Source organism: Streptomyces sp. NBC_00028, assembly GCF_045041065.1.
Lineage (GTDB): Bacteria > Actinomycetota > Actinomycetes > Streptomycetales > Streptomycetaceae > Streptomyces.
The window spans coordinates 2,632,374-2,655,415 of record NZ_CP108293.1 but is presented as its reverse complement, the minus strand read 5'-3'; the positions used below and the strand labels follow the sequence as shown (position 1 = coordinate 2,655,415).

The 23,042-nt window shown below is 72.3% G+C and carries 17 protein-coding genes and 1 pseudogene; 4 read left to right on the top strand and 14 right to left on the bottom strand.

Annotation, left to right across the window (positions count from 1 at the left end; translation table 11 throughout):
• Positions 1 to 6: 6 nt before the first annotated feature.
• The 6 genes from OG885_RS11680 to OG885_RS11655 all read right to left on the bottom strand — a co-directional run bounded on the left by OG885_RS11680 (position 7) and on the right by OG885_RS11655 (position 5,788).
• Positions 7 to 726, bottom strand: coding sequence for a GntR family transcriptional regulator (locus OG885_RS11680; protein WP_405730101.1), 720 nt, complete (start codon positions 724 to 726; stop codon positions 7 to 9).
• Between the two features lie 121 nt (positions 727 to 847).
• Positions 848 to 1,849 carry a proline racemase family protein gene (locus OG885_RS11675; protein ID WP_405730099.1) on the bottom strand — a complete coding sequence of 334 codons (1,002 nt, stop codon included), beginning with the start codon at positions 1,847 to 1,849 and terminating at the stop codon, positions 848 to 850.
• A 29-nt stretch (positions 1,850 to 1,878) separates the two neighbouring features.
• Complete coding sequence (locus OG885_RS11670; protein ID WP_405730097.1) at positions 1,879 to 2,781, bottom strand: dihydrodipicolinate synthase family protein; 903 nt, start codon at positions 2,779 to 2,781, stop codon at positions 1,879 to 1,881.
• 67 nt (positions 2,782 to 2,848) lie between these two features.
• Positions 2,849 to 4,276 (bottom strand): FAD-dependent oxidoreductase, encoded by a 1,428-nt coding sequence (locus OG885_RS11665; protein ID WP_405730095.1) that lies wholly within the window; start codon positions 4,274 to 4,276, stop codon positions 2,849 to 2,851.
• Positions 4,269 to 4,568, bottom strand: a complete 300-nt coding sequence (locus tag OG885_RS11660) for a (2Fe-2S)-binding protein (protein WP_405730093.1) — start codon at positions 4,566 to 4,568, stop codon at positions 4,269 to 4,271. The genes OG885_RS11665 and OG885_RS11660 overlap by 8 nt, the downstream gene beginning before the upstream one ends.
• 56 nt (positions 4,569 to 4,624) lie before the next feature.
• A complete protein-coding gene (locus OG885_RS11655) occupies positions 4,625 to 5,788 on the bottom strand; it encodes an NAD(P)/FAD-dependent oxidoreductase (protein ID WP_405730091.1) in 1,164 nt (387 codons plus the stop codon).
• Positions 5,789 to 5,986: 198 nt separating this feature from the next.
• Here OG885_RS11655 and OG885_RS11650 point away from each other — a divergent pair, with 198 nt between their 5' ends.
• Positions 5,987 to 7,231, top strand: coding sequence for a nitrate/nitrite transporter (locus OG885_RS11650; protein WP_405730089.1), 1,245 nt, complete (start codon positions 5,987 to 5,989; stop codon positions 7,229 to 7,231).
• Positions 7,232 to 7,249: 18 nt separating this feature from the next.
• On the opposite strand, the pseudogene OG885_RS11645 reads toward OG885_RS11650, so the two are convergent.
• Together OG885_RS11645 and OG885_RS11640 are read right to left on the bottom strand one after the other, a co-directional pair.
• Positions 7,250 to 7,571: pseudogene (locus tag OG885_RS11645) on the bottom strand (RraA family protein); the annotation flags it as partial.
• A 37-nt stretch (positions 7,572 to 7,608) separates the two neighbouring features.
• Positions 7,609 to 8,592 (bottom strand): YbhN family protein, encoded by a 984-nt coding sequence (locus OG885_RS11640; RefSeq protein WP_405730087.1) that lies wholly within the window; start codon positions 8,590 to 8,592, stop codon positions 7,609 to 7,611.
• Positions 8,593 to 8,832: 240 nt separating this feature from the next.
• Here OG885_RS11640 and OG885_RS11635 point away from each other — a divergent pair, with 240 nt between their 5' ends.
• Positions 8,833 to 10,320 (top strand): glycoside hydrolase family 3 N-terminal domain-containing protein, encoded by a 1,488-nt coding sequence (locus OG885_RS11635; RefSeq protein ID WP_405730085.1) that lies wholly within the window; start codon positions 8,833 to 8,835, stop codon positions 10,318 to 10,320.
• A gap of 4 nt (positions 10,321 to 10,324) precedes the next feature.
• Here OG885_RS11635 and OG885_RS11630 read toward each other — a convergent pair whose 3' ends face one another.
• Positions 10,325 to 11,578 carry a glycosyl hydrolase gene (locus OG885_RS11630; RefSeq protein ID WP_405730083.1) on the bottom strand — a complete coding sequence of 418 codons (1,254 nt, stop codon included), beginning with the start codon at positions 11,576 to 11,578 and terminating at the stop codon, positions 10,325 to 10,327.
• 39 nt (positions 11,579 to 11,617) lie between these two features.
• On the opposite strand from OG885_RS11630, the gene OG885_RS11625 reads away from it, so the two are divergent.
• Entirely contained in the window at positions 11,618 to 12,610 is a 993-nt protein-coding gene (locus tag OG885_RS11625) for an N-acetylglucosamine kinase (RefSeq protein WP_405730081.1), read from the top strand.
• Positions 12,611 to 12,672: 62 nt separating this feature from the next.
• Positions 12,673 to 14,850: a glycoside hydrolase family 3 N-terminal domain-containing protein gene (locus tag OG885_RS11620; protein ID WP_405742696.1), complete on the top strand. Its 2,178-nt coding sequence runs from the start codon at positions 12,673 to 12,675 to the stop codon at positions 14,848 to 14,850.
• On the opposite strand, the gene OG885_RS11615 is transcribed toward OG885_RS11620, so the two are convergent.
• From OG885_RS11615 to OG885_RS11595, 5 genes are all read right to left on the bottom strand, one after another.
• Positions 14,814 to 15,692 (bottom strand): carbohydrate ABC transporter permease, encoded by an 879-nt coding sequence (locus OG885_RS11615; RefSeq protein ID WP_405730079.1) that lies wholly within the window; start codon positions 15,690 to 15,692, stop codon positions 14,814 to 14,816. The two genes, OG885_RS11620 and OG885_RS11615, sit on opposite strands and share 37 nt — an antisense overlap.
• Complete coding sequence (locus OG885_RS11610; protein ID WP_405730077.1) at positions 15,689 to 16,690, bottom strand: carbohydrate ABC transporter permease; 1,002 nt, start codon at positions 16,688 to 16,690, stop codon at positions 15,689 to 15,691. Before OG885_RS11610 ends, OG885_RS11615 begins: the two co-directional genes overlap by 4 nt.
• A 2-nt stretch (positions 16,691 to 16,692) precedes the next feature.
• Positions 16,693 to 18,069 (bottom strand): extracellular solute-binding protein, encoded by a 1,377-nt coding sequence (locus OG885_RS11605; RefSeq protein ID WP_405730075.1) that lies wholly within the window; start codon positions 18,067 to 18,069, stop codon positions 16,693 to 16,695.
• 112 nt (positions 18,070 to 18,181) lie between these two features.
• Positions 18,182 to 18,811 carry a peptidyl-prolyl cis-trans isomerase gene (locus tag OG885_RS11600; RefSeq protein ID WP_405730073.1) on the bottom strand — a complete coding sequence of 210 codons (630 nt, stop codon included), beginning with the start codon at positions 18,809 to 18,811 and terminating at the stop codon, positions 18,182 to 18,184.
• Positions 18,808 to 23,019, bottom strand: coding sequence for an NEW3 domain-containing protein (locus OG885_RS11595; protein ID WP_405730071.1), 4,212 nt, complete (start codon positions 23,017 to 23,019; stop codon positions 18,808 to 18,810). The genes OG885_RS11600 and OG885_RS11595 overlap by 4 nt, the downstream gene beginning before the upstream one ends.
• Positions 23,020 to 23,042: the final 23 nt, after the last annotated feature.

Below are 23,042 nucleotides of genomic sequence, written 5' to 3'. Positions count from 1 at the left end.
CGTGGGTCAGACCGTGTCGTGCGGTTCGCCCGGCCTGCGGGCCGCCCACAGGCCGCGGACGTGGCCGATGTGGCGGGTCATGACCTCGTGTACGGCCTTGTCGTCGCGGGCGATCAGCGCGTCGAGGAGTTCCAGGTGCTCCTCGGCGGAGGCGAGCAGGCGGCCCGCCTCGACGAGGGCGGTCAGGCCGTAGAGGCGGGACCGTTTACGCAGGTCGCCGACGACCTCGACCAGGTGGGCGTTGCCCGCCAGGGCGAGCAGGCCGAGATGGAAGCGGGTGTCCGCCTCGACGTACGCGACGAGGTCGCCGGCCGCGGCGGCCTGGACGATCTCCCGGGCGGCCGGGCGCAGCGCCTCCAGGGAGACCGGCGCGGCGGTGGCGGCCAGCTCCACCACCGTGGGGATCTCGATGAGGGCACGGATGTGGGTGTACTCGTCGAGCTGCCGCTCGGACACCTCGGTGACCCGGAACCCCTTGTTGGGGACGGTGTCGACCAGGCCCTCCTTGGCCAGGTCCAGCATGGCCTCGCGCACCGGGGTCGCCGAGACGCCGAAGCGGGCGGCGAGGGCCGGCGCGGAGTACACCGCACCGGGCAGCAGCTCACCGGCGATCAGCGCGGCCCGCAGGGCGTCGGCGACCCGCTCGCGGTAGCTGCTCCGCTTGCCGCCGAGGGAGGGCAGGGCGGGAGCGGAGGCGGGGGAGCTGCTGGGCCGGGCGGTGGGCATGGTCGGGGTCTCCTCGTACGGCGGGGTGCGTGACGTGTACGGCGGTGCAGCCGGTGTACGGCGTATGCAATGTCACGCACCACCAGTATCTATGGGGCCGGGGACAAGGAGCTCCAGTGCTCTAGAGCACGAACCCGGCCGGGAACGGATCGCTGGGGTCGAGCAGGTACTGGGCCGTGCCCGTGATCCACGCACGGCCGGTGAAGCTGGGCAGGACGGCCGGGCGGCCGGCGACCTCGGTGGTGCCGAGGAGACGGCCGGTGAAGCTCGTCCCGATGAAGGACTCGTTCACGAACTCGGTGTGCAGCGGGAGTTCACCGCGCGCGTGCAGCTGGGCCATGCGGGCGCTGGTGCCGGTACCGCAGGGGGAGCGGTCGAACCAGCCGGGGTGGATGGCCATCGCGTGCCGGGAGTGGCGGGCGGTGGCGCCCGGTGCGACCAGGTGGACGTGATGGCAGCCGCGGATGGACGGGTCCTCGGGGTGCACGGGCTCCTCCTCGGCGTTGATCGCGTCCATGAGGGACAGCCCGGCGGCGAGGATGTCGTCCTTGCGGGCGCGGTCGAAGGGCAGGCCGAACTGGTCCAGCGGCAGGATGGCGTAGAAGTTTCCGCCGTACGCCAGGTCGTAGGTCACCGTCCGCCCGTCGGCGAGCGTGGCCTTGCGGTCGAGGGCGACGGAGAAGGACGGCACGTTCCGCAGGGTGACCGACTTCGCCGCCCCGTCCGCCACCTCGACCTCGGCGACGACGAGACCCGCCGGGGTGTCGAGCCGGATGGTGGTGACCGGCTCGACGACCTCGACCATGCCGGTCTCCACGAGCACCGTCGCCACACCGATCGTGCCGTGCCCGCACATGGGGAGGTATCCGGACACCTCGATGTAGACCACACCCCAGTCACAGTCGGGGCGGGTCGGCGGCTGGAGGATCGCGCCGCTCATCGCGGAGTGCCCGCGCGGCTCGTTCATCAGCAACTGCTTGATGTCGTCGCGGTGTTCACGGAAGTACAGCCGACGCTCGTTCATCGTCGCGCCGGGGATGGTGCCGATGCCGCCGGTGATCACCCGGGTCGGCATGCCCTCGGTGTGCGAGTCGACGGCGTGCAGGACGAGTTTGCTGCGCATGGTCCGAACTCCTCGGTGAGACGCGGGGGTTACGCGAGTCCGGCGGCGACGGCCTTCTCGGTGGCGGAGCGGACCGCGGCCTCCTGCTCCGGCAGCAGGGGCTGCCGCGGCGGACGGCAGGCGCCGCCGGGCCGGCCGACGATGTCCATGGACAACTTGATGGCCTGCACGAACTCGACCTTCGAGTCCCAGCGCAGCAGCGGGTGCAACTGCTCGTACAGCTTCTTCGCGGTGCCGAGGTCACCGGCGACGGCCGTCCGGTACAGCTCGACGGTCGCGCGCGGCAGCGCGTTAGGGTAGCCGGCCACCCAGCCCTTGGCGCCCGCGATCGCCAGCTCCAGCAGGACGTCGTCGGCACCGATCAACAGGTCCAGGTCCGGGGCGAGTTCGGCGATCCGGTACGCGCGGCGGACATCGCCGGAGAACTCCTTCACCGCGTGGATGTACCCCTCGGCGTGGAGTTCGGCGAGGAGTTCGGGCACCAAATCGACCTTGGTGTCGATGGGGTTGTTGTACGCCACCACCGGTACGCCCGCCTTCGCGACCTCGGCGTAGTGCGCGAGCACCGAACGCCCGTCGGCGCGGTAGGCGTTGGGCGGCAGCAGCATCACCGAGGCACATCCGGCGTCGCGTGCCTGCTCGGCCCAGCGGCGGGCCTCCGCCGAGCCGTAGGCGGCGACACCGGGCATCACCCGCTCGCCCCCGATGGCGGCCACGGCCGTCTCGACGACCCTGGCCCGCTCCTCGGGGGTGAGCACCTGGTACTCGCCGAGCGAGCCGTTCGGTACGACGCCGTCACAGCCGTTCTCGACCAGCCAGGCGCAGTGGGCGGCGTAGGCGTCGTAGTCGACGGACAGGTCGTCGCGGAGGGGGAGAGCGGTGGCGACGAGGACACCGCGCCAGGGGCGGGGCGGGTGGGGGGTGGTGGTCATCGTGGGTTCCTCCGTGTGGATGGGGATGGTGTGTGACATAGCACTGAAGGGTGAGGGGCGAGGGTCTCTAGGTGCCCTGAGGGGCGTCGGTGTCCCCGGCCCGCGCGAGCACGCCGAGCGGTACCGGCCGGGCGAGCAGCCGACGGGCGGGCGTGTCCGGGCAGCCGGCGACACCCGCGACCCCGGACTCGCACATCCGCCCCTGGCACCAGCCCATGCCCGCCCGCGTCAGCAGTTTCACGGTCCGTAGATCCCCGGCGCCCAGCCCCGCGACGGCCTCACGGATCGCCCCGCCGGTGACCTCCTCGCAGCGGCACACCACCGTGTCGTCGCTGACCTGCTCGGCCCAGTGCACGGGCGGTGCGTACACGTCGTCCAGCGCGGCGAAGAACCTCCGCAGCGCCGCACGGGCCCGGGCGGCCCCCGCCCAGTCGCGCGGGTCCGGTACCGCCCCGGTCAGGCGGGCGGCGGCCGACCGCCCCGCGATATGTCCCTCGGTGAGGGACAGGGTCGCGCCCCCGACCCCGGTGGCCTCGCCCGCCGCCCACACGCCCGGGACGTCCGTGCGCTGCTCGTCGTCCACATGCACCGCGACCCCGTCGATCCGGCAGCCCAGGCCCTGGGCGAGATCGGTGTGCGGCACCATGCCGTGGCCGACGGCGAGGGTGTCGCAGGCGATACGACGCTCGGTGCCGGACCTGACCCGCCCGGCCCCGTCGAGGGCGGCGACCGTGACCGCCTCCAGCCGGTCGGTGCCGTGCGCCTCGACCACGGTGTGATGGACCAGGGTGCGCACCCGGTGCCGCAGCAACCGGGCCGCGTACTCTGCGGCCTCGGCCAGCTTGGCGGGCTGGGCGGACAGTGCGCGCGACCGCCGTACGAAGCCCCTGGGATCGGCGGACTCCACCAGTGCCGCCACCCGGACGCCCGCCGCCGCGAGCCCGGTCGCGACCGGCAGGAGCAGCGGCCCCGTCCCGGCGACCACAGCGGTGCGCCCGCTGACGGCGAGGGTGCCCTTGAGCATGGCCTGCGCGCCGCCCGCCGTGACCACTCCGGGGAGGGTCCAGCCGGGAAAGGGCAGCACCTTCTCGTAGCCGCCGGTGGCGAGGAGGACGGCGTCCGCCCGTACCTCGACGGGCTGCTCCTGCTCCGGTCCCAGCAGGGCGTGCACGGTGAAGCCGTCGGGGCGCCGCTCCACGAGCCATACGTGATGATCCGTCAAGTGCCTTAGCCAGCCCGCCTGTTCCTGTCTGCGCAGCCCCTCGCGCAGCCGCTCCCAGGTGCGCCATTGGTGGTGCAGAGCCTCTGGGCGCCGGGCCCCGAGTTCGCGTGCGGGCTGCCGGTAGAACTGGCCGCCCGCCTCGGGCGCCGCGTCGACGAGGGTGACCCGCACGCCGTGCCGGGCGGCGGTCAGCGCGGCGGTGAGACCGGCGGGGCCGGCGCCGATGACGGCGAGATGCGGCAGCGGTGAGGTCTCTCGGCCCGCGTCAGTCATCGTGGCCCGTCCCCTCCTGTGTGCGGATCGTGTCGCCCGGCCGCAGGGGAACCAGACAAGCCCGTTGACCGGGGCGGTCGTTGACGGTGACGAGGCAGTCGAAGCAGACGCCGATCCCGCAGAAGACGCCTCGCGGCCGCCCCTCTCCGCGGGTGGTACGCCAGGAGGTGATCCCGGCCGCCCACAGCGCGGCGGCGACCGTCTGGCCGGGCAGCGCCTCGATCGCGCGGCCGTCGAGGGTGACGGTGAACGCGGGGCCGGGGCGGGCCCGCGTCAGCTCCAGCGGATTCACGACGGCTCCAGTGAAGTCACGACAGTTCCAGCAGATTCATGACGGCTCCAGTGCATTCACGACGCCTCCTCGGCGCGGCGGAAACGGTCGGGTCGGAACGGCGTCAGATCCAGGTCGGGCGTCTTCGCGGTGAGCGTCTGCGCGATCAACTGCCCGGTACCGGTGGCCAGTCCGATGCCCGCGCCCTCGTGTCCGCAGGCGTGGAAGAGCCCGGGAACCCGGGGGTCGGGGCCGATCGCGGGCAGATGGTCGGGCATGTACGGGCGGAAGCCCAGGTAGGTACGCATCGCCCGGACGTCCGCCAGGAACGGGAACAGGCGTGTCGCGCCCGCCGCCAACTCCCGTACGGCGGGCAGCGAGAAGGAGCGGTCGAAGCCGACCCGCTCCCGGCTCGCGCCGATCAGGACCGGCCCCGCGGCCGTCCCCTCCACCACCGGCGACGTCTGGAGCGCGGCCGAGTCGCTGGCCACGTCGGCCACATAGTCGGCGGCGTACACCTTGTGCCGCACCCTGCGCGGAAGCGGCTCGGTGACCAGGACGAAGCCGCGTCGGGGGAGGACGGGGAGAGGGACGCCCGCGAGCCCGGCCACTTCACCGCCCCAGGTGCCGGCCGCGTTGACGACGGCGGGGGCGTGGAGGTCGCCGCGGTCGGTACGGACACCGCGTACGGCACCGTCGGCGCCGCGCAGTACCTCGGTCACCGTGCGGCCGGTCAACAGGCGGGCGCCCGAGGCCCGTACGAGATGAGCGGCGGCCAGAGTGGGCATGACCTGGGCGTCCTGGGGGTAGTAGACGCCGCCTTCCATCGCAGGCGCCAAATGTGGCTCGTAGGAACGGAGTTGATCGGTGGCCACGCTCACCGCAGTCACCCCGGCGGCCCGCTGTCCGGCCGCGAACTTCTCCAGCGCGGCGAGCCCTTCGGGGGCGGCGGCGACGACGAGGCCACCCTTGGGCTCGTACTCGAACGCCGTTCCAAGGCCCGGCTCGGCCGCCAGCTCGGCCCACAACCGGCCCGACAGCAAGGCGAGTTCGAGCTCGGGCCCCGGCTCCTTGTCGGAGACGAGCAGATTGCCCTCCCCGGCCCCCGTCGTCCCGCCGGCCACCGGGCCACGGTCGACCACCGTGACGTCCAGGCCTGCCCGGGACGCGTACAGGGCACAGGCCGCGCCCACCATCCCTGCCCCGACGACCACGACATCGCAGGTCAGTCGCATGCTCACGGCAGTAATATGTCACATGGCGCCCTGGCGAGGAATACCCCCGCGCGCGAGGACCACCACCACCACGACCGGACCCCTGAGTTGCCGGTCCGTCGCCCCCGTGACCTCATGGAGAGGCGTCGGCTCCGCTGACCCGAGTGGCCGGAGCCCTCGGTGCATGTCCGTGAAGATCCGTGTGCGGAGTCCGGGAGCGAGTTCATGGTCAGTGTGTCGACGGCCGGCAAGGGCAAGGTGGCCTCCGGCCCGGGCGACGGTGAGCGGCCCTCCGCCGCGGCCTGGCGGAACCTGGTCGTGGCCACGATCGGGTTCACGCTCACCTTCTGGGCGTGGAACCTGATCGCACCGCTGGCCAGCCAGTTCGACGACGACCTGCACATGTCGTCCTTCGCCCAGTCGGAGCTGGTCGCCGTCCCCGTGCTGGTCGGCTCACTCGGCCGGGTCCCGGTCGGCGCGCTCACCGACCGCTACGGCGCCCGGCTGATGTTTCCACTGGTCAGCGCCTTGACGATCATTCCGGTGCTACTGCTCATCCCCGCCCACACGTCCTATGTGGCGCTGGTGCTGGTGGGCTTCGTCCTCGGTCTCGGCGGCACGACCTTCGCCATCGGTGTTCCGCTGGTCAACTCATGGTTCCCGCCCAAGCAGCGGGGCGCGGCCCTCGGCATCTTCGGCATGGGCATGGGCGGTGTCGCGCTGTCCGGGTACTTCACGCCCCGGATGTACAAGCACAGCGAGAACCTGCCCTTCCTCGTGCTGGCCATCGCCCTCGCCGTGTACGCCGTCCTCGCCTATCTGTTCATCAACGACCGGCCCGGACGGCCCGTCCCCAGCACGCCCCTCACCACCCGCCTCCGTGAGGCCGGCCGGCTCCGGGTGACCTGGGAACTGTCCGCCCTGTACGCCATCGGGTTCGGCGGCATCGTCGCGTTCGGCGTCTATCTGCCGACCTACCTCAAGACCTGGTACGAGCTCGACGCCACCGACGCCGGCACCAGGGCCGCCGGCTTCGCCCTGGTCGCGGTGGTGTTCCGGCCCATCGGCGGCTGGCTGTCGGACCGGATCCACCCGGCCGTCGTCACCTCGGTCTCCCTGGGCGTCGTGGCCCTCCTCGCCGTCGTCCAGGCCTTCGACCCGACGCTCGTGCCCGCCGCCACGATCTGCCTGCTGGTGATGGCCGCCGCCCTCGGTGCGACCAGCGGCGCGGTGTTCGCCCTGGTCGCCCGGGTCACCCCGCAACCGCAGGTCGGCAGCGTGACCGGCATCGTCGGCGCGGTCGGCGGCCTCGGCGGATTCGTACCGCCGCTCGTCATGGGCGCCGTGTACAGCGCCAAGAACTCCTACTCGATCGGCTTCATGCTGCTGTCCGACCTGGCGCTCGCCGGGTGCGTGTACGCGTACGGGCGGATGCGGGAGGCGGGGCGGGAGAAGGAGCGGGCGGCGTGAGGCGACGGTAGTCGATCAGCTCTTGGTGCCCGGGACGGGGATGACACCGCGTGCGAGAACCGCGAAGCCGGCCTCGCGGACCTCGTCGAGGTCGCGGATGAGACCGTCCAGCACGAAGGCAGCCACACCCCGCCGCCGGGCCATGGCGCACACGTCGCCGCCCGCCAGCGCTTGGTCCACGTCGTCGGACTCCACGACGATCACCGCCCCGGGCTCGGCGCGGTGGATCGCGGCGTGCGGCATCAGGGTGTTCCCGGGCACGCACCGCACCGTGTACGCGGGCCCCGCGACCCGGCGCGTCCCACAGCGGGCGGATGCCGCTGTCCATCACCTGCCCGCGGGCGGGGTCCTCAAGATCTCCCGGGCGAAGGCATCGCCTACAACACCTTCCGCTGCACCAGCGCCGACAACACCAACGCCCCCGGCAGCAACGGCACCCACACCGTCAGTACCCGGTAGCCCACGACCGTCGCCGTCGCCAGCCCCGTCGGCGTGCCGTACCCGACCAGCGCGAACACCAGCGCCGCGTCCACCGGCCCGATGCCGCCCGGCGCCGGTACCGCCCCGACCGCCGTGCTCGCCGCGAGGAACGCGAAGGCGACCTGCGGCCAGGTCAGGGGCAGGCCCAGTGCCGCGCCGACCGAGAAGATCACCCCGGCCTGGAGCAGCGGGGCCGCGGCCGCCCCGCCCCACAGGGCGAGGACCCGGGACGGACGGGTGTGCAGCAGGCGTACGTCGGTCAGGGCGGTGCGGACGAGACCGCGCACCGGACGGGCGAAGACCAGTGACAGGGCCGCCGTGAGCGCCACGAGACCTACCGCCGTCACCGGCACCAGCAGCGTCCGTCGGTCGGGGACCAGGTCGCCCAGCCGCAGCAGGCCCGGGGAGACGACGACGAAGGTGATGAGCACCAGGGTCTTCGCCACCGGTCTGACCAGTGAGTACAGGGCGAGCGAAGCCGTCGCGCGGGCCAGCGGGACGCCCTGGCGTTGCAGGAAGCGCAGGGTGACCGCGTGGGCGCCGATGCTCGCCGGGAGGACGTGGTTGGCGGCGCCGGCGGCGAACTGTGACGCCAGCAGCAGCCCGGGCGGCAGCCGTTCCGGCAGGGCGCCCTGCCGTACACAGGCGGCGGACACCCAGGTGAGGAGGGTGAAGGCGACCCCGGCCAGCAGCCACCAGGGGTCGGCCGAGGCCAGCCTGGTGGTGCCGTCGGACAGGGAACGCCAGTCGATCACGGCCCAGGCGCCGATCAGCAGCAGCGGCAGCAGGCTGAGCGCGGTGCGCAGGAGGCGGGCGGGAACGGGCCCGGGGGCGGCGGTGGGCAGGGGGCGGGGCAGCTCTTCGAGCGGGAGCAGGGTCACGGCACACGTCGTCCTTCCGCGTCGCGCCCGCGGGGGAACGGGCAGGGAGGAGGCGGGGGAAGGGAGCGGGGTGGAGCGGAGGTGCGGAGGTGCGGAGGTACAGAGGCGCGGTACGGGGACGAGCGAAAGGTGCCCCGGCCGTGTGACCCCCGGGTGTCCGAGAGCCGAATCACCGGGGGTGAATCAAACAATCCATACCCATGTTGACTTCCGGCTGAACCAACCAGAAGAATCGCGAGGGTGACCCACGCAGCGCACACGCCCGAAGGCCCCCTCCTCCCGTCCGACCTGGACGAGGCGGCCCACCGCTGTCTCGTCGCCGGGTTCGACGGCACCACGACCTTCCCCGACACCCTCAAACGGCTGATAGACCGGGGTCTCGGCGGGGTCATCCTGTTCACCCGCAACGTGCGCGACGCGGAACAGGTCCGTGAGCTCACCGACGCGCTGCGGGCGATCCGGCCCGATCTGCTGGTCGCCATCGACAACGAGGGCGGCGGCATCGGACACCTGGTGGCGGCGGGCGCGCCCGAGGCCCCCGGCTCCTACGCCCTCGGCGTCGCCGACGACCCCAACCTCACCGCCCGCTGCGCCGACGCCCTCGCCGGCCACCTGGCGACCCTCGGCATCACCGCCTCGTACGCCCCGGTCGCCGACCTCCAGCACCGGCCGGACAACCCGATCGTGCGCACCCGCTCCTTCGGCGCCGCCCCCGAGCTCGCCGCCCGGCATCTGCGCGCCTGGATCACCGCCACCGAAGGGCGCGGCATCGCCTCCTGCGCCAAGCACTTCCCCGGCCACGGCGGCACCGAGACCGACAGCCACCACGGCATGGCCGTCGACCCGCGGCCGTACGACGAACTCCTCGTCGACCTCGAACCGTTCCGCGCCGCCGTCGCCGCGGGCGTGCCCATGCTGATGAGCGCGCATGTCGTCTACCCCGCCCTGGACGCCAACCGCCCCGCCACCCTCAGCCGTCGCATCCTCGGCGACCTGCTCCGGCACGACCTCGGCTTCGACGGCGTCCTGGTCAGCGACGCGTTGGAGATGAAGGCGATCGCCGACCAGTACGGCGAGGCGGCCGGGGCGCGGATCGCGCTCGCCGCCGGAGCGGACCAGGTCATCGTCGCCGTACCGGATCTGGAGGTGACCCTGGCCTGCCGGGACGCGGTCCTCGACGCGCTGCGCTCCGGGGTGCTGCCCGAGGACCGGGTGCGGGAGGCGGCGGAGCGGGTGCGGCGGCTCGCCGAGCGGTACGCCACCCCGGCCGGTGCGGTCGCTCCCTGGGACGCGGAGGCCGGACTGGACGCCGCACGCCGTGCCGTACGGCGGTCCGCGGGCGCCCGGGGTGTGCCGTCCGCCGTCCGCGGCGCCCATGTCGTCGACCTGTTCCCGCCGCCGCACCCCGCCCTGAACTGGGGCGGCGAGGACCTGTTGACGCCGGTCCTCGACCTCGACCCCACGGCCGCCGGTACGGCCGTCACCGGCGAACCGGCCGACCCCGCCGCCCTGGCCGACGGCATCCTGGGCGGCGACCGGCCCCTCGTCCTCGCCACCTGCGACGCGGGCCTGCACCCCTGGCAGGCCCGGCTCCGCGACGCCCTTCTGGCCCGGCGCCCCGACGCGATCCGCATCGACACCGGGCTGCCGGAGGGTGGCGACCTCTGCTCGTACGGGCGGGGCCGGGTGAACCTGAGGGCGGTCGCGGAGGCGCTCACCGGCTCCTGACCGATCAGGACAGCCGTACGACCTCCTTGATGCCCCGCGCGGCCAAGTACCCCTCGTCCTCGGCCCGTTCGGCCAGGACGACCGCCGGACGTACCCCGTCCTCCGCCCGCATCCGCATCCATGCCTCGAAGTACTCCCCGCCCGGCCCGGACACCGACCGGGTCCCCGGCGTGCAGTCCAACACCAGGGCCGTGTCACGGGGTTGGACGGTGCGCGGCTCGGCGATCGCCTCCGCCAGCGCCTCGGCGATCGGCTTCGGGCGGCCGGCCGCGTCGAACAGGCCCAGCGTGTACTCGAGTTCGGGGAAGTCCGCGAGCGCGCGGTCCACGTCGTGGGAGCACCACCAGGTCACGCCCCACAGCCCCGCGCACTCGGCCGCGTTGCGCACGGTCGCCCGCGCGAACTCCGGGGCGTCGGCCGCCGGGATGTGCGGTTCGGGCGCGCCCGTCTCTTGGACCCACACCGGGCGGGCCGGATCGGTGGCGTAGGCCTTCGCCAACTCCGTGCCGTACTCGGCGAGATGACGCACCTGCGGGGAGCGCGGGCCGTAGCGGCGGGCGCAGTCGCCGGAGAACACCCAGGGGTGGACGGTGGTCAGATCGCCCTTGCGGGCCGAGGCCTCGGGGGTGAAGGGGTGGTCGTCGCCGTACCAGGCGGCGTCGTAGGCGGAGTGGGTGACCAGTCCGTGCGCGCCGAGTCCGTCGCGGGCGGCGGCGAGGAGCGTGTCCAGGTAGTGGTCGACCTCGGCGGGTGTCACCGGGTTGTGCTCGACCAGGTTGTTGAGCTCGTTGCCGAGCTGGAGGCCGATGAGGTGGGGGCGGCCGGTGAGGGCGCGGCCGAGGGTGCGCAGCAGGTCCGCCTGGGCCGTGAGGGCGTCCGGGTCGGTGAAGACGTTGCGGTGGTGCCAGCTGCGGGTCCACTCCGGGTAGAAGTCGAAGCTCGACAGATGGCCCTGCACGCCGTCCACCAGGACGTCGAGCCCGGCCTCACCGGCCAGGTCGACGAGCTGGACGAGCTGGTCGACGGCGGAGGTGCGGATATGGGTGCGGTTGGGCTGGAGCAGCGGCCACAGATGGAAGACCCGCACATGGTCGAGCCCTAGGCCGGCTATCTGCGCCAGGTCCTCGCGGGCGCGGCCCGGATCGAAGTCGTACCACGAGTGGAACCAGCCGTGGCGGGGCGTGTAGTTGACGCCGAAGCGGAGCGTACGGATGGGATCCTCCTCGGGCCGGGGCCTTGTCCTGCGCGAATGTATCAATCACCATAGTCGGCGATGGGTAATGATTTGAACCAAGACATGGCATCGGACGTACGGGGCCAGGGACTGGTCGTCGGCCTCGACGCCGGCGGCACCCGCACCCGCGCGCTGCTCGCGCCTGCCTCCGCGGAGCAGGGGCCGCGGGTGCTGGGCGAGGGCGCCGGTGGTCCGGGCAACGCCCTGACCGTGCCGTCGGCGCAGCTCGTCGAGCATTTCGTCGAGGCGCTGTCCGCCGCTGTGCCCGCGTCCGCCCGCGACAGGGTCGTCGCGGTCGCCGGCGGCTTCGCGGGCGCCACCTCCGCCTCGCCCGACGACCCCGGCTCCGTCCGTGCCCGCACAGCGCTCACCGCCGCACTGGACCGCCTCGGCATCCCGGCCGGGCACCTCGGCGTCTGGAGTGACATCGAGGCCGCCTTCGCCTCCGCCCCCGGCACCCCGGCCGAGGGTCTCGCCCTGGTCGCCGGCACCGGCGCGGTCGCGATGCGCGTCACCGGCCGCCGTGCCACCACCACCGTCGACGGCGACGGCTGGCTCCTCGGCGACGAGGGCAGCGGCTTCTGGATCGGACGCCGCGCGGTACGGGCCGCGTTGCGCATGGCGGACGGCCGGGGCCCGGCGACGCTGCTCGCGCACAGGGTCGGGCTGGCGCTGGGGCTGCCGGGGGAGTGCCTGCCGGATGACGCCTGGAGCCAGGCCCGGCGCGAGACCTACCGTATGCACCTGCTCCCCGCCGTCATGGCCGAACCCCCCATCCGGCTCGCCCGGTTCGCCCCGCTGGTGGCCGAGGCGGCGCGGGAGAAGGACGTCGTCGCGCTGGTGCTCCTCGACGAGGCGGCGGCCCATCTCGCCGACGCCGTACGGGCGTTGCGGCCGCGACCGGACGAACGGATCGTCGCCACCGGCGGCCTCCTCGGCCCCGACGGCCCCCTCACCTCCCGCCTCGACACCCTTGTGCCGGCCCTCGACTGGGTCCCCGACGGCTGCCAGGGAGCCGTAGCCCTCGCCCGGCTCGACCACGGACATCACCTGTGACCGCCACGTACCGCGACCCCGCCGCCCCCCTCGACGCCCGCGTCCGCGACCTCCTCGCCCGCATGACCCCCCGCGAGAAGGTCGGCCAGCTCAACCAGCGCATGTACGGCTGGAACGCCTACCGTCGCACCCCCGACGGCCGTTTCGAACTCACCGACGCCCTCCGCGCCGAGACCGACCGCTTCGCGGGCCTCGGCGCCCTGTACGGCCTTCAGCGCGCCGACGCCTGGTCCGGCGTCGACCACGGCAGCGGACCCGGCGCCGAGGACGCCGCCGCCCTCGCCGACCTCGTCCAGCGCCACGTCGTCGAGAGCAGCCGCCTCGGCATTCCCGCGCTGTTCGTCGAGGAGGTACCGCACGGGCTCATGGCTCTCGACGGCACGGTTCTCCCCGTCAACCTGGGCGTCGGAGCCACCTGGGACCCGGCGCTGTACGAGCGCGCCGCCGCCCACGCCGCCGCCGAACTGCGCGCCCGTGGCGGCCATGTCGCCCTCGTGTCCGCCCTGGACATCGCCCGGGACCCGCGGTGGGGCCGTACCGAGGAGTGCTTCGGCGAGGACCCGTACCTGGCCGCCCGTCTGACCGAGGCGCTGGTGCGCGGGATGCAGGGCTCGGGCGAGCTGTTCGCCCCCGACAAGGCCCCCGTCGTCCTCAAGCACTTCGCCGGACAGGGTGCCACCGTCGGCGGCCGCAACTCCGCCGAGTCCGAACTCGGGCTCCGGGAACTGCACGAGATCCACCTGCCCGCCGCCCGCGCAGGCGTCCGTGCCGGTGCCGCCGCCGTCATGGCCGCCTACAACGAGGTCGACGGCATGCCCTGCTCCGGCAACCGCGCCCTGCTCACCGAACTCCTCAGGGACGAGTGGGGATTTGAAGGGCTCGTCATGGCGGACGGGTTCGCCGTCGACAGGCTCGCTCGCATCACCGGCGACAAGGTCTCCGCAGGCGCCCTGGCCCTCAACTCCGGTGTGGACCTGAGCCTTTGGGACGAGGGGTTCACGCATCTGGAGGAGGCGGTGGAACGGGGGCTGGTCGAGGAAGCGGCCCTCGACGCCGCCGTGGCCCGCGTCCTGCGCCTCAAGTTCCGCCTGGGCCTGTTCGACCGGCAGCTCGCGGCGACGCCCCCTGCGCCCACCGGCGGCAGGACCCTCAGCGTCGATCTCGCCCGCGCCGCCGTCACCCTCCTGGCCAACGACGGCACCCTCCCCGTCGGCGCCCACGTCTCCCGTATCGCCGTCCTCGGCCCCCAATCGGCCACTGCGGCCCACCAGTCGGGCGACTACACCGCACCGCAACGCCCCGGCACCGGCAGCAGCGTCCTCGACGCCCTGCGTCGCCTCGCCCCGCCCGGCGTCGACATCCGCCACGCCCGTGGCTGCGCGCTCACCGGCGACGACCGCTCCGGCATCCCCGAGGCGGTCGCCGCGGCCGCCGCCTCCGACCTCGCCGTGCTCGTGCTGGGCGGCAGCAGCGCCCGTACGCCGGACACCGACTTCGCCGCCAACGGGGCCGCCCTGAACGCCGTTTCGGAGATGACCTGCGGCGAGGGCGTCGACCTCGCGGGGCTGCGGCTGGGGGCGGCCCAGTACACGCTCCTGGACGCCGTCGCAGCGACCGGCACACCCACGGCGGTCGTGCTGATCCAGGGCCGCCCGCACGTCGTACCCGACACGGCGGGCGCGCTCCTCGCCGCCTGGTATCCGGGCCCCTGGGGCGGCGAGGCGATCGCCGAGGTGCTCCTCGGACTCGCCGAACCGGGCGGTCGGCTCCCCGTCTCCGTTCCGCGCTCGGCGGCCCAACTCCCCGTCTACTACAACCACAAGGACACCGAGTACGGCGGCTACGTGGACGCCGACGCCGAGCCGCAGTACGCCTTCGGACACGGGCTGTCGTACACGACCTTCACGTACGGACCGCCACGCGCGTCCGGCCGTACCGTCACCCTCGATGTCACCAACACCGGGGAGCGGTACGGCCGTTCGGTCGTTCAGGTCTATCTGCGGCGGCTGATCGCCACCACCTGGCCGCGCACCCTCGAACTGTGTGCGTTCGAGGGTGTCGGTCTCGCGGCGGGCGAGTGCCGTACGGTCACGCTGACACTCGACGACGAGGTGACCGGGCTGGTGGAGGTCCGGGTCGCCGAGTCGGCGCGGGCGGCGCTCACCGCCGTGCCCGTCCGACTCGACCTCGGAAGCCCTCGGAATCAGATCTTGACGGCTCCTGACGAGACGCCCTTGTAGAACCACCGCTGCGTGATCACGAACAGGATCAGCACCGGGATCACGGAGATCACCGAGCCGGCCATCACCATCCGCTGGTCGTAGCCGAACGACGACGACTGGAGGCGGGAAAGGCCCAGCGTCAGCGTCATGTTGCTCTCCGAGCGCAGCACGATCAGGGGCCACAGGAAGTCGTCCCAGGCGCTGATGAAGGTGTTGATGACCACCACCATGATCGCGCCCCAGGCCGAGGGCAGATAGAGGTAGCGGAAGCGCTGCCATTCGTTGGCACCGTCCAGCATCGCCGAGTCCTCGATCTCGCGGGGGACCGCGAGGAACGCGCCGCGCATGAGGAGGACGTTGATGGCGCCGACGAAACCGGGCAGCCACACGCCCGCCAGGCTGTCGACCAGGCCCAGGTCGCGGATGCTGATGAACAGCGACACCATGATCGACTCGAAGGGGAACATCATCGAGGCGATGAGGACCACCCAGACCGCCTTGCGGCCCTTCCAGCCGGGCTTGGAGAGCATGTATCCGGCGGTGGTGGAGAAGACGAGCTGGCTGGTGATCGACAGGGCGACCACGATCAGGCTGTTCCTGATGTACGACCACACCGGCACCTGGTCGAAGACCGTGCGGTAGGCGCGCAGGGTCGGATGGTGCGGGAGCAGGGTGGCGTCCGCGCCGAAGACGTCCTCGCTCGTGCTCTTCAGGGAGGCGAGGAGCTGCCAGAGCAGCGGGCCGACCGTGAGGCCGAGGACGAGGAACAACAGCAGGTAGCGGACGACGAGTTCGCGCGGTCTGCCGTAGTCGCCCCAGCGGGGCAGCAGCCGGCGGCGCTTCTCCACGGCCGTCGTCACGACTCGTCCTCCTTCGTCAGGCGCTGCGCCAGCAGGGTCAGTCCCAGCGTGAGCGCGAACAGGGCCACGCTGACGGCCGAGCCGTAACCGGCGTTGCCGGTGATGGGGTCCAGGCCGACGTCCCGGATGTAGAACGGCAGGGTGCGGTCCGCGCCGCCGGGGCCGCCGGTGGAGCTGCCGAGCATGTAGATCTCGGTGAAGACCCGGAGCGAGCCGATGCCGGTGAGGGTGCCGACGAGCATCATGGCCTGGCGCACCCCGGGGATCGTGATGTGCCAGAAGCGGCGGACCGCGCCGGCGCCGTCCATCTGCGCCGCCTCGTGCAGCTCCTTGGGGACGTTCCCGAGGGCGGCCAGGTAGAAGACCATGTACCAGCCGAGGCCCTTCCACAGGGTGAGGCCCATCGCGGAGAGCAGGATCAGCCAGGAGTCGGAGAGGAACGGGATCGCCGACCTGATCAAGTGGGCTTTCTCCAGCCAGGTGTTGACCAGTCCGTCGTCCGCCAGCAGCCACTGCCAGCTCAGGCCCACGACCACGCTGGAGGCGAGCACCGGCGTGTAGAAGGCGGAGCGGAAGAAACCGATGCCCGGGAGGTTCTTCTCCACCAGCACGGCGAGCATCAGCGGCAGCAGGACCATCAACGGGACGACGACGACGGCGTACAGGACGCTGTTGCGGGTCGCCAGCCAGAAGTCGGAGTCGTCCAGCATCCGCGTGTAGTTGTCGATCCCGACGAAACTCGCGGCGCCGCCCAGCGGCTTGGCGTCGGTGAACGACAGCAGCACGGTGTTGAGGAACGGGAAGACCCCGAAGACCACCGCGCACACGATCGCGGGCGCCGTCCACAGCCAGGGCAGCCACCAACGCCGGTACATCGCAGCCCCGTTGGCCCCGGCGGCCGGGCCGGGCAGCAACGACCGCAGGCGGGAGGGGGCCGGGCCCGGCACAGAGGTCTCCGTACCGGGCACCGGAGCCGGCTTCGTGATCTGAGCCGTCACCGTCAACCCGCCTGCTTCAGCAGCTCGTTGGCCTTCTCCTGGGCGTCCTTCACGGCGTCGGCCGCGCTCTTCTTGCCCTGCATGGCCAACTGCACCTGCGCGACGATCGCGTTCTGCACGGCCGGGGAGAGGTTGGTCTGGTTGGTGCTGGCCGTCTTGAGCTGGTCGGCGACGAGCTTGCGGGCCTGGGAGAACGGGTCGCTGCCGGTGACGTTCTGGAAGAACGGGTCGCTCAGCGACTCGGTGGTGGTCGGGAAGATCACCACGGCCGGGTCCTTACACCAGGCCGTCTGGTTCTCGGCGTTGGTGAGGAACTCTGCGAACGACAGGGCCGTGGGCGCGTTCTTGCTGGTCGCGGCAACCGATATGTACTGCGGGGCACCGGCGGAGGCGACGCCGAGCGCGTCATAGGGCTGCTGGCCGACCGCCGTCTTGTCGTAGACCGACGGGCTGTTCTGCTTCACGAACCGCACGAAACTCGGGTTCGTCGAGCCGTAGGCCACCTTGCCCTGGCTGTAGAGCGTGGACGGGTCGTTGCTGGAGGACAGCGAGTCCTTCGGCATCGCGCCCGCCTTGTACAGCTTGGCCATCCACTCCACCCACTGCGTGGTGCGTGGATCGTCCCCGAACACGGCGGACTTGCCGTCGCTGGACAGGACCTTGATGCCCATCTGGTCGAAGTCGGCGGGGATGCGCCAGACCGGGTTGGCCATCGTGGCGTAGAACTTGCCGTCGCCCGCCTTGGCGACCTTCTCGTAGTCGGCGAACAGCCCGAAGATGCTCGTCGGCGGCTTGGCCGGGTCGATGCCCGCCTTGGCCAGCAGATCCTTGTTGTACGTCAGCACGACACCGCCCGTGTACCAGGGCAGCGTGGTGTGGATCGCCTTGCCGTCGGCGTTCTTGAAGGTGGCCGACTTCCAGAACGAGGAGACGAACGGCTTGGACGCGTCCGGGTCCTTCGTGCCGACGTCCAGCAGATAGCCGGCCTTGGTGAGGGCGGTCGCCGTCGGGGCGTTGACGTTGATGACGTCCGCGAGCGTGCAGGCCTGGGCGTCGGCGACCGTGCGGCTGGTGAAGGTGTTGTCGCCGGGGTCGTCGATCCACTTGACCTTGGTGCCGGCGTGAGCCTTCTCGAAGTCGGCGATCACCCCGTTGAAGAAGTCCCCGAAGTCTTTCTTCAAGTTGGTGGTCTGGAAGGTGATCGTGCCCTTGACGTCCCCGGTCAGCTTCCCCGACCCGACGTTGCCCTCGTCGACCTTGCAACCGCCCGCCGTCGCGTCCCCGTCCCCGGACCCGCCGCCCGACAGGCCGCATCCGGCGGCCGTCAGCGTCAGGACCACGAGACAGGCAAGGGATCCGGTCAGTCTCTTCGCACGCATGAACTGTCCTCTCGGCTGGTTCAAATCACCAACTTGGACTCTGATTGATGAAAAGGTGGACCAGAATTCATCGGAGGTCAATGGTTTGCCGTGTTGCGTTTGGATGCCGTTCTCAGTGCCGGTGTTCGTGGTCCGGGTGCGAGGGGTCGCCCGGGTGCTCGTGGCCCGGCGCGTACGTCACTGAGGCCCGGGCCTGGTCCAGCCAGTCGAAGAACGCGTGCCTGCCCGCGGCGCGGCGCAGCTCCGCAGTGATGCCGTCGCGGGCCTGTTCGTACGGCACGAAGTCCGCGTCCGCGGCCCCGTGGAAGGGGTTCACTCCGCGTCTGAGGGCGTCCGGGGTGAGGTAGCGGTCCCGGTTGCGGGTGTAGTAGTCCCAGGCCGCTTCTTCGGGGACCGGCTGATCACTCTCCAGCTTCGCCAGGAGGGTGCGGGCGGCCGGGGAGTGGGCGAGGGCGGTAGCGACGATGCTGCCCAGGTCAGCGATGTCGGTTGCGGCGACCGAGGGGATGAGCGTCGGTGACACCTCGGAGGGGGGATCGAGACCCCGGTCCGCGCAGGCCCGGCGGGCCAGTTCGTCCGCGACGACGACCTGGGTCGCCCAGCGGCGGCGTTGCCGTTCGGCCCGCGCCAGGGACTCGGGACGGGTCTCGTGGTCGCGGGGCGGGACAGCTCTCAGCAGAGCCTCCACCCGTGCCTTCGGGATGCCCTCGCCCCGCACCACGGCGGCCTCGTGTTCCGTCACCGCGTCACCTCCAGCTCCACCGCCTCCGTATAGGCGACGCACCCGTCCCATCCGACCTTTGCCATCAGCCAGTACGAACCCGGTGGCACCGCCGAGCCGTCCACCTCGATCACGCACTCCAGCTCTCGCCCCGCGGGAACGGTGAAGCCCTGGAGGCCGGGTTGGACGCCCGCCCAGGTCCCCCAGGACGAGACCGCCCACAGCTGGCCGTTGATCGCCCCGAGCGTGGTGTTGCGCAGGCTCACCGGCACTTGGAGGCGCTCGCCCCGCCTCACGGCAGTCCGCTCAACACCCAAGCGGCACACCAGTGTCGGCCCCGCCGGAGGCCCGCCCGGCACGTCCAGTGCCACGACGTCCTCGTACGTCTGCCCGCCGTACGCCAGCCGGGCCGCCAGCCGGTGTCTGCCGGGCTCGGCGTCCGGGGGCGGGGTCACCGTGACCTCGGCGAGGGAGAAGCCGCCGGGGCCCAGCGCGTAGGGCAGTTCGGCGGGCTCGGCCAGCCAGCCGGTCGGGGCCTCGAAGGTCACCGTGCCCGACACGGGGGCGTCCGTCAGCTCCGAGGCGATCCGGACCGTCGCCGTCACCGGGCCGGAGACGGTGAGGGCGGCGGGGGAGACGTACACCGTCACCGGCATGTTGCCGCGCGGCGCGGGGCCGGAGTTGTGGAGCCAGTAGCGCGTGTGGATCGGCTGGGCCGGCTCGTGGGCGGCGATGCCCGGGGCCGGTGATACGGAAGCCTCGGTGGGTGTGGCCAGGATCGTCGCCACCTCGAAGCCGTTCAGGGGGATGGCCAGGGCGCCCTGCGCGTCCGGTGCCAGCGGCTCCCCCGGCGTTTCCAGTACGTCGGCCCGGGCGCCCCCGGTCCAGGCGAGCGGGCCTCGGACGCTCGCCCGTACCTCCCGTCCGTTCACCTCGTGCATCCGGACCACGACCCCGCGCCCCGGGTCCGCCCGCTCCACGCTGCCCCGGGCCAGTGGTGAGCCGGCCGGCTTGAGGGCGTCGAGGAGGACCTCGCCCGCGGGCTCCAGTTGGAGCAGTGCGCCCTTGCGGGGCAGCACGGGGTTCTCGGCCTCGGTGCGCAGGCGGGCGGTCAGTGGGTGGTTGAACTCGTGCCCCCGGGACGGGAGTTCGCCGTCCCGCCAGTCGCCCTCGCCCGCCACGACGGCGTACTCGAAGGTGTGGGACCAGCGTTGGAGCTGGAACCCCGAGCCGTCGGGGGTGGTGCGTCGGGGCGGGTCGACCCAGATGCCGGAGGGCCAGCCGGTGCAGGAGCGCATGAGGGACATGTAGAGGTCGCCGGAAGTGGTGACCACGCAGCCCGGCGTGCCCCGGTTGAGGACGGCGAAACTGCGGCCGTCCCAGGCGTCGCCCGGCGGGAGGGCCTCGCCGCCGCCCGCCGCGGTGGCCGACACCGTGAAGTCGTCGAGGTCGGTGATGAGCGCGTCGACCGCCTTGGCGCCGTCCCCGGTGTCGGCGACCACCAGCAGCGGCAGCCGCTCCAGGTCCCGCAGATCCGCCCCCGGCACCCACTCCTCGCGCAGCGAGGCGCGCGGCGCGACCCATACGGCCGCCACCCCCGACTCGTCCAACTGGCGCCGGAGTTCGCGCCCGGCGGCCGGGTCCATCGCGAGGGCCTCGGCGACCACGGAGTTGTGGTCGGGGCCACCGACGGCGATACGGAGGTCGGGGAGGTTGGAGTCGACCTCCAGATCGCCGTAGCGGGGGCCGCCCGCGATGGTCGAGGTGGCGGTCACCCCGGCGCGGACCAGGGCCGCCGCGAGGGGCGCCCCCAGCTCACCGGCAGCGTCCCAGTCGACGTACACCAACTCTGCCACTCCGACGGCCCGTTGGCCGAGCAGGGTGCCGGAGTCGTCGTGCACCGCGACCCGCGCGGTGGAGCCGAGCCCGAACCAGGTGTTGGCCGGGTTGTCGAGCGTCCACGGGAAGCGTTCGCTGTCCACCTCCACGAACCCGAAACCGCGCCCGATCACCGCGTCCGCCACCTCGTGCACCGGCAGCCCGCCGCGCACGTCGGACGGCCAGCGCACCCGGATCAGCCGGTCGGCGCCGTCGTAGCCGTCGACGGTCGTGGAGAGGTCGAGCCGGTCGACGCCCTTCCACAGGGTCAGTCGCTGGGTGTAGCGGAAGAGGCCGAGGTCGGCGCGGACGGTGATGCGCTGTCCCGCCGCCGAGTGCTCGACATCGATGTCAGCCGTGACGTCACGGCTCCGGGCGGCCGTGACACCGGTCGGGGTGAGATGCCAGGGGCCCTCACCGAAGCGCGGGTGCCTCGCATACTCCTCCTGGACGACGAGTTCGTTGCCGATGTCACCAGGGCGCAGTAGCTCCCGGCCGCCCTGGCGCAGACTGCTGACGCCGCCGCCGCGCGACGGGTCGACGGTCAGCTCGTAGAACTCGTTGCGGATCGTCGTCCCCTCGCCGGGCGCCCATCCGGCCACCGAACCCTCGGCGAGCGGCAGTGCCTTGAGGCCGAGGCCCGGCACCTGCGGTACGACGAGCCGGAGTTCGCCGTCCTCCTCGCGCACGGCGGGCAGCGGCAGACCGGTGTCGTCGAGCGGGACCATCCCGGGGTCGGCGACGGCCAGGACATCCTGTCGCTCGCGCGTGGTCGCGTTGAAGACCACCAAGTCATGCGTCGAACCCGGTAGTTGAGCAACCCTGCGCGCCAACGCGTCCGTCGCGTCGGCGTGCACCGCCTCCGCCAGGTCGTACAACTCCCGCCAGCCGGTGAGCAGGTCGATGTACACCTGGTCCGACTCCGAGCCGGTGATCGCGTCGTGATGGGCGCCGTAGATCAGCTGCCGCCACGCCTTGTCCAGCGCCGCGTCCGGGTAGGGATGCCCGGCGACGAGGGAGGCGAGGGTCGCCCAGGCCTCCGCGTCGGCGAGGAGTGTCTCGCCGTGCCGCTGGGCCTGCTTGGTGTCGATGTAGGAGACGTCCTTGCCGGTGTAGACCGGGTTCATGTCCCGTGTCTGCGGCGAGGCCCTGCGCCCCTCCGCCGTCAGCTCGGCCCGTACGGCGGCGAAGAAGTCGCGCGGGATCGCGCTGACGAACCGCGGCCAGACGTACCGCTCGTTCCAGTCCCGGTGGATGCCCATCACCCACCGGCACGGCGGCGCGTAGTCCCCACCCACCGGAAGCAGCACATTGCGCGTGAGCGCGACCTTCTTCAGACCCCGGAACAGCTTGAAGGCGGCCTGTTCTGCTTCCGGCAGGGTGGGAGCGTTGTCGATGGCCCAACCAGCGCCGTAGTGGTTGACCATGTAGGCGGTGAGGATCCCGCGCCCCGAGGGGGCGATCCAGTCGAACTCCGCCGGGAACTGCATGCGTTGGGGATCGCGCGGCTCCTCGCCGAACACGGAGAGGGTCGGGCCCCACTGGTGGAACGGGCCGCGCGCCCAGGAACTGGAGGTGATCCCGGCGTCCGCCATGAGCCCCGGGAACTGCGGGTCATGCCCGAACGCGTCCAGCTGCCAGGCGGTTTCGGGGGACGACCCCATGATCCCGCGCTGGTATCCGTCGCCGTACAGCGCGTTGCGCACGGTCGCCTCGGCGCCGGTGAGGTTGGTGTTCGGCTCGTTGTAGGTGCCGCCCATGATCTCGACGCGGCCGGTGCGGATCAGCTCGCGCAGGAAGGCGCGTTCCTCGGGGAAGGAGTCCCAGTAGGGCTTGAGGTAGTCGACCTCCGCGAGCACGAAGGTGTACGCCGGGTCGCGCCGGGCGAGATCGCAGTGGGCGCGCACCAGGCTCATGCCCGACTGACCGCGTGAGTCGAAGGTGCGGGCCGGCAGCCCGGTCGAGGCCGGGTCGTCGGCGACGTCCCAGGTCTCGGTGTAGGCGGCCTGGGTGTTCCACCAGACGGGGTCGTAGTGGAAGTGGCTGACCATGAACATGGTCCAGCCGGGCTCGGCGGCCGTGAACGGGGCGGTGTGCCGGGCGACGTCCGCGCCGTCGGTCGCGGTCACCGTGACGTGCTCGCCGTCGCCGGTCACGGGTATCTCGGCGCGTACGGTTCCGTCCTCGCCGACGGTGACCAGGATCTCCCCGACACCGCGCACCCCCGGGCCCTCGGCCGTGAGGCGGACCCGGCGGCCCGGGACGTGCTCGATCTCGGCGACCACCACTTGGTACGGCTGCTCGGCGGTGCCGACGAAAAGCTCGGTCGACTCGACAGAGGTGACGCGCATGGGTCTCCTACGAGGATGCTCGG